Origin of the sequence: Myxococcus sp. AM010 (assembly GCF_013372585.1) — a bacterium.
GTDB classification, from domain to species: domain Bacteria; phylum Myxococcota; class Myxococcia; order Myxococcales; family Myxococcaceae; genus Myxococcus; species Myxococcus vastator.
Window position 1 is genome coordinate 1 of the sequence record NZ_JABXEO010000020.1, and the last position, 16,222, is coordinate 16,222.

The following is a 16,222-nucleotide window of genomic DNA, read 5'->3' on the forward strand; positions in this document are numbered from 1 at the left end:
GTGATGAGCCACGTGCGCCCCGGCAGGGCGCCCTCCGGCCCCCCGCCCTCGCCCGGCAACACCACGGGGGAGACCTGGGGCCCCCACCGGCGTGCCCCGCGAAGCGCCACCACGCCCGCGTCCTCCTCGGCGCGCAGCTCGTCCACCAGCGCGTGCGCCAGGGCCTCCGGCCCCTCGGCGGCCACGTCCACCAGCCGGCACGTCAGGCCCGGGGCCTCCAGCGCGATGCCGCGACATGCCCCCAGCAGCGTCGCCTTCTCCGGGCGGACGTGCTCCCCCTCGCCGACGGCGTGGACGCCATCGGCCACCGCCACCAGCGACACGGGCCGGCCACCGCCGTGCTCACCGAGCGCCTGCGCCAGCCACAGCAGGCTGTAGAACCCCAGCGCCTGCGCGTGTCCGAGCGTCTCGAACGAGAGCGGCGCGTCCGAGGGCCCCGTCACGCTCCAGGCATGCACCACGCGGTCCGGGAGCCGTCCCGCCGCCGCCAGCTCCCGCACCAGCCGCTGGTGGTCCTCGCGGCTGCCAGGGCGCAGGCCGTACAGCCCGTCCTCGCGCCGCTCGAAGGCCTCGGCCGGCACCACGCGCGTGGCGGAGGAGGCCGCGAGGCCCAGCCCGGCGAAGGTCGCTCGCGCCAGCCGCGAGTCGCCCAGGAACAAGAGCCACCGCTCCCCCTCGACGGGACGGCGCGGCGTGGGCCGCGGCAGCGCTGCCCACGAGGTGGCGTGGAACAGGCCCTCCTGCGCGTCGCGCGGGACGGCGGGGCCCTCCGCGGGCGCGTCCACCCAGTGGCGCTGACGCTCGAAGGGATAGGTCGGCAGGTGGACGCGCCCGCGGGGCTCGCCGCGCCAGAGCGCCGAGAGGTCCAGCGCGCCGCCCGCCTCCCACAGCCGCCCCAGCGTCTCCAGCAGCACCCGGCCATCGTGGACGGAGGCCTTCGGGTGGCGCATCGTCGACAGGAGGGTGGCCGTCGCGCCCTTCTCGGGGTGCATCCGCGCCAGCGCTCCCAGGCCGTTGCCCGGCCCCACCTCGAGCAGCACGCGCTCCTCGCGCAGGAGCATGCCCACGCCCCGGGCGAACTCCACCGCCTCGCGCATGTGGCGCACCCAGTAGTCGGGGGACGTGGCCTCCGCGGGGGTGATGAAGCGGCCCGTGAGGTTGGAGACGAACGGGATGCGCGGCGCGGACAGGGGGACCTGCTCGACCACCCGGCGGAACGCCGCCAGGGCGTCATCCACCATGTACGAGTGGAACGCGTGCGAGGTGCGCAGCATCCGGGCCGGAACGCCCCGCTCCGCGAGCGATGCCGCCAGCGCCTCCACCGCCTCGGAGTGCCCCGCCACGACACAGGAGGCCGGCCCATTCACCGCGGCCAGCGACAGCCGCTCGCTCAGCAGGCGGCGCACCTCGTCGCGCGGCAGGGGCACCGAGAGCATCTTCCCCGGCGGCAGCGCCTGCATCAGCTTGCCGCGCAGGGCGATGAGCCGCAGCCCGTCCTCCAGGGGGAAGACGCCCGCGAGGCACGCGGCCACCCACTCCCCCACGCTGTGGCCGAGCATCGCCGAGGGCTCCACGCCCCGCGACATGAGCAGCCGCGCCAGCGCGTACTCGACGACGAAGAGCGCCGGCTGGGTCAGCTCCGTGCGCTCCAGCCGTGCCAGCGCCGCGTCGCTCAAGTCCGCGTGGAGGACCTCCCGCAGGTCCAGTCCCAGGTGCGGCCGCAGGAGCGCCGCGCACCGGTCCACCGTGTCGCGGTACTCCGGCTCCACCTCGTACAGCCCCCGGCCCATGGCCGGGTACTGCGAGCCCTGCCCCGGAAACAGGAACGCCACCGGCGTCTGCCGGGCCGCCACGGGCTCCGCCGAGGGGTCGGCCTCCAGCGCCCGCGCCGCCTCGGCCGCGTCCGAGGCGACCAGCGAGGCGCGGAACGGCAGGGTTTTGCGGCCCATCGCCAGCGTGAAAGCCGCGTCCCCCAGGCCCACGGAGGGCTCACGGCGCAGGTGCTCGGCCAGCCGGCGCCGGGCGCGCTCGAGCGCCTGGGGGCTGCGCGCGGACAGCACCAGGAGCTGCTCGCGGCGACCGGGCGGCACGGGCTCCGGCGCGGGCGCCTCCTCCAGCACCACGTGCGCGTTGGTGCCGCCAATGCCGAACGCGCTCACCCCGGCCCGCCGAGGCGCCCCCAGGTCCGGCCAGGGCGTGGGCGCGGTGACGACGCGGAAGTGGCCCGACTCCAGGTCCAGGTGCGGGTTGGGTGTCTCGAAGTGCAGCGACGGGGGGATGGCGCCATGGCGCAGCGCGAGCGCCACCTTCATCAGCCCCGCGACGCCGGCCGCGGCGTCCGTGTGCCCCAGGTTCGACTTCACCGAGCCCAGCAGGCACGGCGTCGGGCGACGCGTCCCGGAGTCGAAGGCCCGCGTCAGCGCGGCGACCTCGATGGGGTCCCCCATGGGCGTCGCGGTGCCGTGCGCCTCCACGTACGCGACGCTCGCGGGGTCCACGTCCGCCACCGTGTACGCCGTGCGAATCACCTCCGCCTGCGAGTCCACGCTCGGCGCGGTGAAGCCCACCTTCGAGGCCCCATCGTTGTTGACGGCGCTGCCCTTGATGACCGCGTAGATGGAGTCCCGATCCCTCACGGCGTCTTCCAGCCGCTTGAGCACCACCGCTCCCACGCCATGACTGAAGACGGTGCCGCCCGCCTTCGCGTCGAACGTCCGGGTGGAGCCGTCGCGCGACAGGATGAAGTTCGGGTTGTGCAGGTAGCCGGTGCGCAGCGGCAGCGTGATGGCCGCTCCACCCGCGAGCGCCAGGTCCGACTCGAAGCTCAAGAGGCTCTGACAGGCCAGGTGCACGGCCACCAGCGACGTGGAGCACGCCGTCTGCACCGTCAGGCTCGGCCCCCGGAGGTTCAACTTGTAGGAGACCCGCGTGGACAGGAAGTCCTTGTCGTTGGAGATGAAGGCCGCGAAGAACTCCTCGAGCGGCACCGGGACTCCCGGCCGCGCCAGGTGCGTATAGAGGTAGCTGTTGAGCCCCATGCCCCCGAAGACGCCCACCGGCATCCCCGTCAGCCGCGTCGGCTCATAGCCCGCGTCCTCGAACGCCGCCCACGCGCTCTCCAGGAACACCCGCTGCTGCGGGTCCAGGAGCTGCGCCTCCCTGGGACTGAAGTCGAAGAAGCCCGCGTCGAAGCAGTCCGCGTCCGCGATGACGCCCTTGGCGCGCACGTAGCCCGGGTTGCGCAGCACGTCCGCCGGCACCCCCGCGGCCATCAACTCATCATCACGAAATCGTGAGATGGATTCGACGCCACCGAGGAGGTTCTCCCAGAACTCGCGAGCGCTCTCCGCCCCCGGAAAACGCCCTGCCATGCCAATCACGGCAATGCCGTGCAACTCCTGCCCCCCTGTATCCATCGACATCAGCCCCTGATGATGCGCGTGTTCCCCAAGCGCACGGTAGCATGAGTCGTTTGATTTTGAACGGAATTTTCTTATATTCCAGTATCATCAAATTAAGCAGAAATACCGAAGGAATCGGGTGCTCCGCGTTAGGCGAATTTTCGCGAGGGCGACGCGTACGCGCACGGGCCTCGCCGGCGGGAAGGGCGGCTGGACCGCAGACGCGCTCGGGCGTTCGTGGGTGCCGGTTTGAAATGACGGTTGAGGCGCTAATCTTCACTCAATCGTGGAGTTCGTCACGACGATGGGCGTGTCGTCATGATTCGAAATCTGCGGATGCGTCGGGTACCAGGACCCACCCGTGTTGCTCCGAATCACCGAGCGGTCGATGCGGATGTCCCCTGAGTGGTCGTTGCTCACGAAGAAGATGGCGCTGCCGTGCGCGTTGACCTCGTTGTGCTCAAGCCGGGTGCCGCAGAGTGACAGCGTCATCGTGTTGCCATCATTGTAGATGGCCCCGCCGCTGCCCCCACCCGGCGTCCCCGGCCGCGCGGGATTGGCGCCATTGCCGACGGCCCGGTTATGGGAGAACAGGCTGTTGATGAGGGTCCACGACACGCCGATGCTGCTGATGCCACCGCCGTTGGAGCAGGCGCCGCCGTAACCCGCCTTGCCACCGAAGGTCGTGTTCACCACGTACACCGGCTGGTTCCGGTGCTGGCTGAACACCCGGAGCGCGGCGCCGCCCACGTCTGGCCCCACGTCCGCGCAGACGTTGTTGAAGAACCGGGAGTTGATGACCTTCACGCGCCCGCCGCGAACCCAGACGGCGCCACCGCCGTCGAACTCGGTCTCCGCCTTGGAGCTGGCGTCCACGAACGTCAGGTTCTGCAGCGTCAGCCGGGGGTGGTCCTGGTCCTGGCAGTGCGCGGTCGTCCACACCTGGTCCGCGTCGCAGGTGTTCATGTACAGGATGCGGTGCCGCCCGGCCCCGCTGAGCGTCACCAGCCCCTTCCCGTCAATGACAATCTCCGGCCCCGTGTCGTTGAAGATTTTCGCCGTCCGCTCCAGGGTGATGGTGACGGGCTCGGGACCACAGTCGAAGGTGATGACCCCACCCCGCGCCACCGCCTGGAGGAACGCGTCACTGGTGCAGCTCGCCGGGCTCCCCGTGCCGACGACGGTGGTGGGCCGGGAGACGTCCGCGAGGCCGGCCTCGGCCGGGATGGCGCAGGTGGCCTCCGGGTTCGGATTCCCAGCGGGTGGCCCCTCCTTGGGATTCGTCAGGGGGTTGGGCGTGTCCACGCCCGCGTCCTCCTCCGAGCACCCCAGCCCACCGGCGAGGGAAAGTCCAAGCAGCACGAGCGCGGGCAGCCGACGAAGTCTCTCCAGGTGCATGACGCCTCCAGTCCGCCCCCAGTGTAGCGCCCCATTCCGGCCGCCTGCCCTGGCTGGCTCGGAATGGGGCCGCTGCCTGAAGCCTACCGCAGCGTCACGGCTGCCCGCCGAGCCACGGGCCCCATTGGACGAGCCTGCTGCCGCCCGCGGACTCACGCTGGCCCCCCGCCCCCACGCGCTCGGTGGCGCTGTCGAGCGACTGGAAGCGCGCTTCATACGGCACGCCCGCGAGCCCCGGCGCCCAGGGGTCCGCCGCGTAGGTCTCCGTGTAGACGTGCCGCGTGCCCTCGTCGTCGTCCGTGCGCTGCTCGGTCAGCGTGGGCACGCTCCGGTCCGCCATGGTGAAGGTGCCACCGGCACCCGCCTTGGCCGCGCCGGGAGGCCACGCCCCTGACACCAGCGCATCCCAGGGGAGGCTCATCACCAACTCCTCCAGGGCCTCTGGCTCCGCCTTGGAGAAGTCGGAGCAGGGGTCGCTCCCGGTGCCCACGGGCCCCTCCGAGCGAAGGACATAACCGCGCTCGGCGGTGAAACACACGCGCAGCACCTCCTGCGTGGGCGCCAGGTCCACCCTCCGGTCGTAATACGCGCCGGGCCCCAGCGGCCGCTCCAATGAGGGGGCGGGGGCGCTGGCCTCGGCGGAGCCCTCCTGGAACTCACGCAGCGACAGCTTGACGCCGCCCGGCGTCCGGAACCCGGCGGACTCGGTGCTCGCCTCCAGCAGGCCGCGCGTCAGGTAGAGCAACGTCGAGTCATTGGCATACACGCGCGTGCGCAGCGGACCATCCACGGGACGCTGATCGCTGACATAGCGGGTGGCCTCCCAGTCGCGGCCGGAGAAGGACGGACGCTCCGCCGTCACCTGCCCTGGACGCGGCACGTCAACCGGGCGCGTCACGTCCGAGCGCACCGGAACCACCAGGTCTTTCGCCAGCCGCGTCTGAGACAACGGCTTGCCCGCCGCGTCCGTGAAGGCCACCCGCACGTAGACCCAGGGCTGCTGCACGGACACGACCTCCAGCGTCAACTGGCCATCGAGCGTGCGCGCGGCGTCAGCCTCACCAGGCGTGGGGCCCTGGTTCGCGGAGAAGGCATAGGTGACGCGATCACCCACGCGGGCGCGCTTCCAGGCCTCCGCGGCTTGTTGCGAAGTGGCGTCCTGGCGCTGGGCGTCCACGGGCGAGGGATTGCTCGACATCGTGCTCCCACAGCCAGGAAGGAACGACAGGACCGCGCCCAGCAGCGCGGCAACAGGACAGGTGACGTGGCGCATTGGCATACGCGACTGGATACACCGGCAGTGCATTCACGCGCACCTCTCGTCGGACGCGTGTATCCCTTCCCACCTCATTACAGGGTTGTAGTTTGTTTTCACCTGTGTCAGATCATGCCTGGGGTGTCTTTGCCCCACGGGGCAGGTGACCGATAACCAGACATCACTGTGTGGTTTTGGAACGCTTGGCCGTTTCCAAGGAATCCACCGTCGTCTCGCGGGCTTGCGGCGGCCGACGTCAACTCCGTTTACGTACCCGTGACCTGGGCCTGGAGCGCATGGACTCCAAGCTAGTCAACGTTTTCGGGTTTCTCACCCTGCGGGATTCGTTGGCCCATCAATTGCTCAAGGGCCGGGACGCGTCTCGCCGCGGCTGGTGGATACCAGGCGGACGACGCGACCCCCCGCAGTCAAACGGACGAGGAATTTCCGATGCCCATGTTCCAGAAGATGTTCAAGGGAGCTGCTGTCCTCGCGGTGACCGGTAGCATGATGCTGACGGGCTGCGGCACCGACATGCAGGCCGGTGAGCAGAACGAGCAGGATGAGATCATCGCCAACCTGGTCGAGGCCGGCTTCCCGGCGGACGACATCCTGCTCTCCGACGGACAGGTGTACGTGGGCCGCGACTCGCACGTGACGCTCGAGGCGTCCCGCGAGATGCTCCAGTCGGACCTGTCGACGCCGGAGCAGTACCGCACGACGAACCTCGTCGCCGCGTCCATCAGCCGCATCTGCATCGTCCCGAACACCGCGTACTCCGGCAACGCCACGCTGATGTCCGGCCTTGACCGGGCGATCGCCAACTACAACGCGCTGGGCCTGTCGTTCCGGATGCAGCGTGGCGGCACGGGCTGCAGCGCGACCATCTCCGCGCGCACCATGTCCGGCGCTGGCGGCTCGGCGGGCTTCCCCTCCGGCGGCCGTCCCTACGGCATCATCAACATCGGCACCGGCACGGCCAGCTACGGCGTGGCCGTGGTCGAGCACGTCGTGACGCACGAGCTGGGCCACGCCGTGGGCCTGCGCCACTCTGACTACTACAACCGCAGCATCAGCTGCGGCTCCGGCGGCAACGAGGGCAGCGCGGGCGTGGGCGCCATCCACATCCCCGGCACGCCGACCACGGCCACCCGCGGCGGCTCGCTCATGAACTCCTGCTTCAGCTCGTCCGAGACGGGTAACTTCAAGAGCTCCGACATCACGGCGCTTCAGTACCTGTACTAAGTCATGGCGCGACACCCCACGGATTCCCGCATGACGCCGTGGGGTTCGCTCCTCGCTGGGACCGTCCTCCTGGGCTTCACCGCCTGCGGAGGACGGTCCGAGCAGACCGAGCCCGCCGTCTGTGAGCCACCCGCCAGACCGGAGGTTCGTGCTTTCGCGCAGTGCGGTCCGACGCTCGACTTCACCCCCATCAACAGCTACGTGGGTGAGTTCGCTGACGTCATCCAGGACCGGGAAGACGCCGTCGTGCTCATCGACGGGCGCTGCACCGGGACGCTGATTCATGCGGGCGCGGGCGCCGTGGTGCTCACCGCGGGCCACTGTGTCAGGCTCGGGGACATCCCGCTGATTGTCTTCAACTTCGAGGACGACGCGGACGGCGACCCTTTGATTACGGAAGGCACCGTCATCGAGCAGTCGATAGCGCCGGACTATGCGCTCATCCAGCTCGATGTCCTGCCGGATGTCCCCCCCATCCCGCTGACGACTCAGGCCACCGAGCGGCTGGCCATCCTCCAGCACCCCCGCGGATACCCCAAGGTCGTCGCCGAGGGCGATTACCTCGATTCGTGCAACGGGCTCGTCTTCTACGGCGACCTGGACACCCTGGTCAGCAGCTCCGGCGCAGGCGTCCTCAACCGGCGAGGGCACCTGCTGGGCGTCCACACCGACGGCGACTGTGAAGTCAGCGGACGGGGCTCCAACCGAGGCTGGACCGTGGAGTCGATTGTCGAAGCCTCCGCCTATCTGCAACCCGAGGACGTCGACGCGCCGGCCACGGCCACGCGCACACCAGGGGCGGATGCCCCCCACGCGCGGCTCGCGCCCTGAGCGCCAGGCCCGCTACGGCGCCGGAACGGTGATGTTCATCTTCACCGGACGGTGCTTGTTGTCACCCGTCTGCGGCAGGAATTCGAGGCCCTGGGTGCCAATGGCCTGGGATACGTAGAAGCCGTCGATGCGCAGGCCGGAGTCGGGGCCGCGCGGCTTCAAACCCGTGCGCGCGCCAATCTCGTTCGGGTCGCTGTCGACCACCTTGTTCCAATCCGCGCCCAGGACGAGCAGCCGGTCACTGCGGTTCGCGAACGCCACCACGCTGTCCGCCATCCTGGCGTAGGGGCTCCCCAGGCCCATCTGACAGCGCTCGGGCGGCATGTGCAGCGACGCGACCCGAATCCAGCGGTTGTTTTGCAATTGCACGTCCACGCGGGCAATCCACCGCGTCATGATGCCGCCCCCCGGGCAGGCGCTGGCGTCCACCCCCTTCACCAGTTGCAGCTCGCCGATGCTCTTCACCGCGGACTTGCGGATGATGACCGCGCTCCCCTGCCGATCCTCCGACGAGGTGTCCTGACGAACCGCCCAGCCGTCTCCGAGGATGTCGCGCATCCGCACGTACTTCGCCTCCTGGACGAACACGATGTCGGCCTCGGGACCAATGGTGTTCCAATCCCTGCGAGCCGCCTCGGCACGGTGGAAGTCCAGGTTGGCCGTCACGACCCGCAGCTGCGCCACCGCCACCGGCTGCGGCGCGGCCTGCTCGACGCGGGCCCAGGCCGCTCCGGACGCCACCATCACCGCGAGGACCACACCTGTCAGGGCTGCCAGTCGCTTCATCATCGCGCCCGTACCTTTCAAGAACGGCGTCACCACGACGCCGCCACAGGCTCCGGCACCAGGACCAGCCAATCAAGACTTGCACGCTTAACGCGCTGAGCGCCCCGCGACGGACGTGCCGCCGAACGCTTGCCTGCGGCGGCTCAGGCGGTGACGACCATGCCGTCGCGCACCGTCACCGGCCACGGGGTGAGCCGGCCACCCGAACACGGCCCGCCCACACACAGCCCGTCCTCCACCTGGAACAGGGCCCCGTGCCAGCCGCAGACGATGAGCGTCTTGTCGGGCGTCAGGTAGCGGTCCAGTTCGCGCGCGAGCGGCAGGCCCGCGTGGGGACACCGGTCCACGTAGCCGTGGACCGCGTCACCCTTGCGCACCAGGAAGCCGTGGAAGAACGCGTCCCCCATCTGGAGGACGAGGTTGCGCGCCCCGGGGTCCTCCAGGGCGCTCACCGGGAGCAGCTTCACGTTGGCCGGCGTCGACCAGACGCGCTTGCGCTCCGCCGGCGCCTCCTGCGCGCTCACGCGGCCCTCAAGGCAGCTTCGCCTTCTGGAAACCCGCCCAGCACGCGTCGTAGTCCTGCTGAAGCGCCGGCGACTCCATGGCGAAGCGCGTGGGCCGGAGGACCCAGCGCGACTCGAACATGAAGGCCAGCGTGTCCTTGATTTTGTGAGGCTTCAGGTCCGCCTGGACGGCCTGCTCGTAGCTGGTCCGGTCCGGGCCGTGGCCGCTCATGCAGTTGTGCAGCGAGCCGCCGCCCGGGGCGAAGCCGCCCGCCTTCGCGTCGTAGACGCCGTGCACCAGCCCCATGAACTCGCTCATCACGTTGCGGTGGAACCAGGGCGGCCGGAAGGTGTGCTCGGCCACCATCCACCGCGGCGGGAAGATGACGAAGTCGCAGTTGGCCGTGCCCGGCACCTCGCTGGGTGACGTGAGGACCGTGAAGATGGACGGGTCCGGATGGTCGAAGCTCACCGTGTTGAGGGTGTTGAAGCGAGCCAGGTCGTACTTGTACGGCGCCAGGTTGCCGTGCCACGCCACCACGTCCAGCGGCGAGTACGCGTACCGGGCCGACCACAGCCGCCCCTGGAACTTCTGCACCACCTCCGTGGGCCGGTCCACGTCCTCGAAGGCCGCCATAGGCGTCAGGAAGTCGCGCGGGTTGGCCAGACCGTTGGCGCCAATGGGCCCCAGGTCCGGCAGGCGGAAGAACGCGCCGTGGTTCTCACAGACGTAGCCCGCGGCCTGGCCTTCCGGCAGCTCCGCGCGGAAGCGCACCCCGCGCGGCACCACCGCGATTTCGCCCGGCGCCACGTCCAGCACGCCCAGCTCCGTCACCAGCCGCAGCCGCCCCGCCTGCGGAACGATGAGCAGCTCACCGTCCGCGTCGAAGAACACCCGGTCCACCATGGAGCGGTTGGCCGCGTACAGGTGGATGCTGATGCCCGCGCCCGACGCCGCGTCCCCGTTGCCCGCGTAGGTGACCAGCCCCTCCACGAAGTCGGTGGGCTGGGCCGGCGGGGGCTGGGGACTCCACCGCAGGCGGTTGGGGGAAGCGGGCACCTCGTCGAAGGGCCCGCTTCGCAACAGCCCCTGCGCCAGCGGTTGGAACGCCGGGTGGTTGGCGCTGGGCCGGAGGCGGTACAGCCAGGAGCGCCGGTTCTCCCGGCGCGGGGCCGTGAAGGCCGAGCCCGACAGCTGCTCGGCATAGAGGCCGAACGGCGCCCGCTGGGGCGAGTTCTGCCCCTCCGGCAGCGCGCCGGGCACCGCCTCAGTGGCGAACTCGTTGCCGAAGCCAGACAGATAGGCGCCGGGAGCCGTCTTGAGGACGCTCCCCGGCGACACCGCGGAGGAAGGCTGGGTAGTCACCGGATTCTCCTCGCAAGCGCGGCGCGCGGCCTAGTCGACCTTGATGACGCCGCGGCGAATCTGGTCCAGCTCGATGGACTCGAAGAGCGCCTGGAAGTTGCCGTTCCCGAAGCCCTCGTTGCCCTTGCGCTGGATGATTTCGAAGAAGATGGGCCCGAAGAGATTCTCGGTGAAGATCTGGAGCAGCAGGCCCTCTTCCTCGTTGCCGTCGATGAGGATGCGGTTCTTCCGCATCCGCGCCAGGTCCTCGCCGTGGTTGGGGACGCGCTTGTCGACCAGGTCGTAGTAGGTGTCCAGCGTGTCCTGCAGCGCCACGCCGCGCGCGCGCAGCCGCTCCACGGTGCCGTAGATGTCCGGCGTGGTGAGCGCCAGGTGCTGGATGCCCTCGCCCTTGTACTGACGGATGAACTCTTCAATCTGCGACTTGTCGTCCTGGCTCTCGTTGAGCGGAATCCGGATGGCCTGGTCCGGGGCGATCATCGCCTGGCTGAACAGGCCCGTGGCCTGGCCCTTGATGTCGAAGTACTTCTGCTCGGTGAAGCCGAAGATGCGGTTGTAGAAGGACGACCAGGTGCGCATCTGCCCGCGGCGCACGTTGTGCGTCAGGTGGTCCAGCGTCTCCAGGCCCACGCTGTTCTTCGCCTCGGCCTCCTCGGCGCCGGGGAGCTCCTGCCAGGTGTCATAGAGCGACCCCTTCGCCCCGTGGCGGTCCACCAGATACAGCAGGCTGCCACCGATGCCCTCCACGACATAGGAGCCCTCGCCCAGCGAGCCCCGCTCCGGGTCCGCCGCCTTGGCGCCGCGCTCCAGGGCCATCTCGTAGGCGGTGCGCGCGTTCGCCACGCGGAAGGCCATGCCGCTGGCGGACGGCCCGTGCGCCGCGCGGAACTCAGCGGCCTGCCCGGCGGGCTCGCGGTTGACGAGCAGGTTGATGCCGCCCTGCTTGTAGCGGACCAGCTCCTTGGACGGGTGCTTGGAGTACGCGGTGAACCCCAGCCGCTCGAAGAGGCGCTCCATCACCTCGGGCTGGGGGCTGGTGAACTCCACGAACTCGAAGCCGTTCAGCCCAAGAGGGTTCTCTGCCGTATCCGCCATGACGCCGCCTCCGTGCGTTGCTGGGGCGCGGGCCTCCACGGCCCGCGCGAGTCTTCGAAGCGCCCCGTACTCAAGAGCGCCTCCACCGGCGAAAGTAGGAATGGCCCCCTTGCATAAAAAGTACAAAGTCCAGCCAGAGACTGTCAGGGGGTTGCACAACACCTTGCGTCGTGAATCCACCATCAACTTGCCCTGGGGATGGACGGCGCTCGGACGGCGGAGGGCTGTTCACGGCACGACGCTGGGCGTGGTTCAAGCGCTTGCTCCCCCGCTTCGTCGCGTTTCGGCCGGACGCACACGGCCAGGACGCGGCAGGCTGCGTCGTTAGATTACGCACCCGCCCCGCACCTCACCGACCGCGTGAAACAACTCACTTCCCAGACTGAACTCCCTGGCCCTGGTGGCGAACTGGGGGAGCTGCTGCGCTCGCACGACTGGAGCCGCACTCCACTCGGTCCCTACGCGTCGTGGCCCCGCCCGCTGCAGTCGTTCGTCGCCATGATTCTGGAGATGCCGGCCCCCGCCATCATCTTCTGGGGAGACGAGCTCATCCAGCTCTACAACGACGGCTACGCGGTCATCATGGGCCCGCGCCATCCCCGTTACCTGGGCGCCACCTACCGCGAGTGCTGGCCCGACACCTATCCCGTCATCTCGCCCTGGATGCGCAAGCTCCTGGAGACGGGCGAAGTGACGCAGGTGGCGAAGACCTGCTTCATGCTCACCCGCTACGGGTTCAATGAAGAGGCCTACTTCACCTTCGACTTCAGCCCCCTGCGAGACGAGGCGGGCACCATCGCGGGCATCCTCCAGGTCGTCTTCGAGGTCACCGACGTCGTGCTCAGCGAGCGCCGGCTGGCCACGGTTCGCGCGCTGGCGCCCCGGGTGAACGGGCCTTCCGCGAGCGCCACCACGGATGCCATCCGGGCCCTGGCGGACAACCCCAAGGACATCCCCTTCGCGCTCATCTACGACTGGGACGAGGGCGAGCAGCGGCTGGGGCTGACAGCGTCCACGGGGCTCGATGGGCTGGCGCGGCACGCCGTCATGGACCTGGGACGAATCACGGAGGCCACGAAGCAGGCCGTGGCGGCGAACGTCCCGGTCCTCCTGGAGTCGGTGCCGTCCATCCTGGGAGCCCGCCAGTTCGGCCCCTGGCCCGAGCCGACAGAGAAGGCGCTGGTGCTGCCCTTGCGCCGCACCCACACGGACAGCCTGAGGGGCGTGCTCATCCTGGGCATCAGCCCCCGGCTGCGCTTCGACGACACCTATCGCCGGTTCTTCGAGGACGTGGCGCGCGAGGTGGTCACCCACCTGGCAGTGGAGCGGGAGAAGCGCGCCGAGCGCGAGGCTTTCGCGCACGCCCAGCAGGCCCGGGCCCAGGCCGAAGCGGAGGTGGTCCGGCGGGCCCAGGCGGAGACCGCGCTCAGGGCCAGCGAGGAGCGCCTGCGGATGGCGTTGGCCGCCGGGCAGTTGGGCGTCGTGGAGTTGCAGTACGCGCGCGGCGTGCTGACGTGGGACGAGCGGGCCCTTCAGCACCTGGGCCTCCCCCCCGGCAAGTCCCCGACGCTGGCGGAGGCCGCGGCCCGGATTCACCCCGACGACGGGGACCGCGCGCGGCGCACGATTGAACAGGCGCTGCATCCGGGCGCGGGGGCGATCCGCCTGGAGTGCCGCGTACAGGGCTGGGATGGCGTGCAGCGCTTCCTGCTGGCCATGGTGAAGACGCACTTCGACGCCCAGGGGCAGCCTGACCGCGTCGTCGGCGCCCTGCAGGACGTGACGGAGCAGCGGAGCGCCGAACAGGAGCGCGAGCGGCTGGCCACCATCGTCGAACAATCCCCCGACTTCATCGGCGTGGGAGCCCCGTCCGGCCGGGCGGTGTGGGTGAACGACGCGGGGCGGCGCCTGCTGGGGTTGAAGCCCGATGAAGACATCACCCGGTACCACCTGCGGGACTTCTTCCTGGCTGAAGACCAGGCCTACGTCGACCAGCACATCGCGCCCGCCGTCCTCCAGGGCGGCCGGTGGGAGGGGGAGTTCCGCTTCCGGCACTTCCCGACGGGCGAGCCCATCGCGGCGCAGTACCACACCTTCGCCCTGGTGGAGCACGACACCCAGCGGCAGCTGGGCATCGCCACCGTCAGCCGCGACATCCGCGCGCAGAAGCGACTGGAGGCGGAGCGGGAGCGGCTGCTCGCCCGGGAGCGCGTGGCGCGCGAGGAGGCGGAGGAGGCCAACCGGCTCAAGGACGAGTTCCTCGCCACCGTCTCCCACGAGCTGCGCACGCCGCTCACGGCGGTGCTCGGCTGGGTGCAGATGCTGAGGACCGGCACGCTGCCGCCGGAGAAGCGGGAGCGGGCGCTGGCCACCGTGGAGCGCAATGCCCGCGCCCAGGGGCAGCTCGTCGAGGACCTGCTCGACGTGAGCCGCATCATGACGGGCAAGCTGAAGCTGGAGGTGTCGTCCGTCGACGTGAGCCAGGTCGTGGAGGCCGCGCTCGAGTCACTGCGGCCCGCCGCCGACGCGAAGGGCATCCGCATCCAGGCCGCGCTCGACTCGAGCGGCACCATCATGGGCGACGCGAGCCGCCTGCAGCAGGTGGCGTGGAACCTCTTGTCCAACGCGGTGAAGTTCACCCCCAAGGGAGGCCGCGTCCAGGTGCTGGTGGAGCGGCGGAACTCCTCGGTGGAAATCTCGGTGGCCGACACGGGCCAGGGCATCTCCCCGCGGTTTTTGCCGCACGTGTTCGAGCGCTTCCGACAGGCCGACGGCAGCACCACGCGCAAGGCCGGGGGGCTCGGGCTGGGACTGGCCATCGTCCGGCACCTGGTGGAGCTGCACGGCGGCACCGTGATGGCCACCAGCGAGGGCGAGGGCCGGGGGGCCACCTTCACCGTCAGCCTGCCGCAGGCCGTGGCGCTGCGGCGCGAGGTCCGGGTGCCGCCCACGCTCCGCGGCCCGCTGCGGGAGCAGGACCTCCCCTGCCCGCCCCAGCTCGCGGGCCTGCGGGTGCTCGTGGTGGACGACGAGGAGGACACGCGCGAGCTGCTTCGCAGCATCATCGAGACGTGTGGCGGCATCGTCACCACGGCCAGCTCGGCGGAGGACGCGCTGGCCGAGCTCCGCGAGGCGTCCTTCGACGTGCTCGTCTCCGACGTCGGCATGCCCGAGGAGGACGGGTACCGCTTCATCGCCCGCGTCCGGGCCCTGCCCGCGGCACAGGGCGGGGGCATCCCCGCGGTGGCCCTCACCGCCTACACCCGCATGGAGGACCGGACGCGCGCGCTGCTCGCGGGCTTCACCACCCATGTGCCCAAGCCCATTGAGCCGGTGGAGCTGATGGCCGTCATCGCCTCCATGGCCACCCGAGGCCCACCACGACGGGCCTGACCGGGCCTACCCCACGGGTCTTCTTTTCATGGGGTGGCCGGCCCCACTGGCCGCCCCGGAGATGTCAGACCCTTCCGGTAGTCTGCCTTCATTCCCGAAGCCGGAAAGGAAGGCCGAACCATGACCGTCACCCATGAGAGTCCGCGCGTCTCCGTCAACAAGCTGGGCCAGTACCTCACCGCGACGCCGTCGCTGCGAAAGCGCATCATCCAGGGCCAGAAGCACCCGGTGGACCCGCGATACCTGCGCTACCCCGCCGCCGCCCAGGCCATCATCGAGTTCCTGTGCGGAGGCCGGGACGAGGTCATCCTCCGCTACCACCAGCGGCGGCTCCTCAACGCCCAGCCGGAATCCGACTACGACGCGCACCGGCTGGCCCTGTGCGCGGAGGCGCTCCAGCGGTGCCTGGTGTCCGCGGGGGGCCTGACCACCCAGGCGATTGCCAGTCCCGTGGACGCGGACCTGCCGCCGCTGGCGCTGGCGGGCGTGGACATCAGCGTGCGCCCGGACGTGCTGCTGCGCGGCGTGGATGACCAGGGGCGGATGCGCTCCGGGCTGCTGAAGCTCTACTTCTCCAAGCACACGCCGCTGGACGAGCGCTCCGGGCAGTACATCGCCACGGTGCTCCAGCGGTACGCCGAGGAGCGGCTGGAGCAGCGCGGCCCGGTGGACCCGCGGCTGGTGGGCGTGTTCGACGTCTTCGCGGGCCGGCTCTTCCAGGCGCCCAGGGCCCAGCAGCGCCGGATGAACGACGTCCGGCTGGCGTGCGAGGAAATCGCCGCCCGGTGGGACGTCCACTGACGCCTCGGGGAGCAGGCGTCCCGTCGCGGGCCTGTCCATTTCCGGGACAGGCCTTCCCGCATCCGCGCACTCCTCCGACCTCCTCCGAGAAGGCCCCCCTCGAAATGCCCGGTGGTTGCGCTCGCGGGGCGGTTGGCATGTCCTTCGC

The 16,222-nt window shown here is 70.2% G+C and carries 11 protein-coding genes; 4 read left to right on the plus strand and 7 right to left on the minus strand.

Annotated features, from left to right (window positions below):
- The 3 genes from HV826_RS12600 to HV826_RS12610 form a co-directional block, all read right to left on the minus strand.
- A partial coding sequence (locus HV826_RS12600; protein ID WP_255217193.1) for a type I polyketide synthase occupies window positions 1-3,371 on the minus strand: 3,371 nt, incomplete at its 3' end.
- A gap of 306 nt (window positions 3,372-3,677) precedes the next feature.
- A complete protein-coding gene (locus HV826_RS12605; RefSeq protein ID WP_176417265.1) occupies window positions 3,678-4,799 on the minus strand; it encodes a hypothetical protein in 1,122 nt (373 codons plus the stop codon).
- Between the two features lie 94 nt (window positions 4,800-4,893).
- Window positions 4,894-6,105, minus strand: a complete 1,212-nt coding sequence (locus HV826_RS12610) for a DUF6068 family protein (protein WP_368670903.1) — start codon at window positions 6,103-6,105, stop codon at window positions 4,894-4,896.
- A gap of 399 nt (window positions 6,106-6,504) precedes the next feature.
- Here HV826_RS12610 and prtB point away from each other — a divergent pair, with 399 nt between their 5' ends.
- Together prtB and HV826_RS12620 are read left to right on the plus strand one after the other, a co-directional pair.
- Window positions 6,505-7,299 (plus strand): M57 family metalloprotease PrtB, encoded by a 795-nt coding sequence (gene prtB, locus HV826_RS12615; RefSeq protein ID WP_176417267.1) that lies wholly within the window; start codon window positions 6,505-6,507, stop codon window positions 7,297-7,299.
- A gap of 3 nt (window positions 7,300-7,302) precedes the next feature.
- A complete protein-coding gene (locus HV826_RS12620; protein WP_176417268.1) occupies window positions 7,303-8,130 on the plus strand; it encodes a serine protease in 828 nt (275 codons plus the stop codon).
- A 12-nt stretch (window positions 8,131-8,142) separates the two neighbouring features.
- On the opposite strand, the gene HV826_RS12625 is transcribed toward HV826_RS12620, so the two are convergent.
- The 4 genes from HV826_RS12625 to hppD form a co-directional block, all read right to left on the minus strand.
- Window positions 8,143-8,919 (minus strand): endonuclease/exonuclease/phosphatase family protein, encoded by a 777-nt coding sequence (locus HV826_RS12625; RefSeq protein ID WP_176417269.1) that lies wholly within the window; start codon window positions 8,917-8,919, stop codon window positions 8,143-8,145.
- Between the two features lie 140 nt (window positions 8,920-9,059).
- On the minus strand, window positions 9,060-9,440 hold the full coding sequence (locus tag HV826_RS12630) for a Rieske (2Fe-2S) protein (RefSeq protein ID WP_176417270.1): 381 nt from the start codon (window positions 9,438-9,440) through the stop codon (window positions 9,060-9,062).
- A 7-nt stretch (window positions 9,441-9,447) separates the two neighbouring features.
- Complete coding sequence (gene hmgA / locus HV826_RS12635; protein WP_176417271.1) at window positions 9,448-10,785, minus strand: homogentisate 1,2-dioxygenase; 1,338 nt, start codon at window positions 10,783-10,785, stop codon at window positions 9,448-9,450.
- A gap of 30 nt (window positions 10,786-10,815) precedes the next feature.
- Complete coding sequence (gene hppD, locus HV826_RS12640; RefSeq protein ID WP_176417272.1) at window positions 10,816-11,880, minus strand: 4-hydroxyphenylpyruvate dioxygenase; 1,065 nt, start codon at window positions 11,878-11,880, stop codon at window positions 10,816-10,818.
- A gap of 498 nt (window positions 11,881-12,378) precedes the next feature.
- Here hppD and HV826_RS12645 point away from each other — a divergent pair, with 498 nt between their 5' ends.
- Together HV826_RS12645 and HV826_RS12650 are read left to right on the plus strand one after the other, a co-directional pair.
- Window positions 12,379-15,273, plus strand: coding sequence for an ATP-binding protein (locus HV826_RS12645; RefSeq protein ID WP_255217189.1), 2,895 nt, complete (start codon window positions 12,379-12,381; stop codon window positions 15,271-15,273).
- A gap of 120 nt (window positions 15,274-15,393) precedes the next feature.
- On the plus strand, window positions 15,394-16,074 hold the full coding sequence (locus tag HV826_RS12650) for a hypothetical protein (protein ID WP_176417273.1): 681 nt from the start codon (window positions 15,394-15,396) through the stop codon (window positions 16,072-16,074).
- Window positions 16,075-16,222 lie beyond the last annotated feature (148 nt).

What these genes read in the sequence shown, in the direction of transcription:
- HV826_RS12605 (WP_176417265.1), bottom strand. Translation starts at nt 4,799, where the DNA reads ATGCACCTGGAGAGACTTCGTCGGCTGCCCGCGCTCGTGCTGCTTGGA.
- HV826_RS12610 (WP_368670903.1), bottom strand. Translation starts at nt 6,105, where the DNA reads ATGCACTGCCGGTGTATCCAGTCGCGTATGCCAATGCGCCACGTCACC.
- prtB (WP_176417267.1), top strand. Translation starts at nt 6,505, where the DNA reads ATGCCCATGTTCCAGAAGATGTTCAAGGGAGCTGCTGTCCTCGCGGTG.
- HV826_RS12620 (WP_176417268.1), top strand. Translation starts at nt 7,303, where the DNA reads ATGGCGCGACACCCCACGGATTCCCGCATGACGCCGTGGGGTTCGCTC.
- HV826_RS12625 (WP_176417269.1), bottom strand. Translation starts at nt 8,919, where the DNA reads ATGATGAAGCGACTGGCAGCCCTGACAGGTGTGGTCCTCGCGGTGATG.
- hppD (WP_176417272.1), bottom strand. Translation starts at nt 11,880, where the DNA reads ATGGCGGATACGGCAGAGAACCCTCTTGGGCTGAACGGCTTCGAGTTC.
- HV826_RS12645 (WP_255217189.1), top strand. Translation starts at nt 12,379, where the DNA reads ATGATTCTGGAGATGCCGGCCCCCGCCATCATCTTCTGGGGAGACGAG.
- HV826_RS12650 (WP_176417273.1), top strand. Translation starts at nt 15,394, where the DNA reads ATGACCGTCACCCATGAGAGTCCGCGCGTCTCCGTCAACAAGCTGGGC.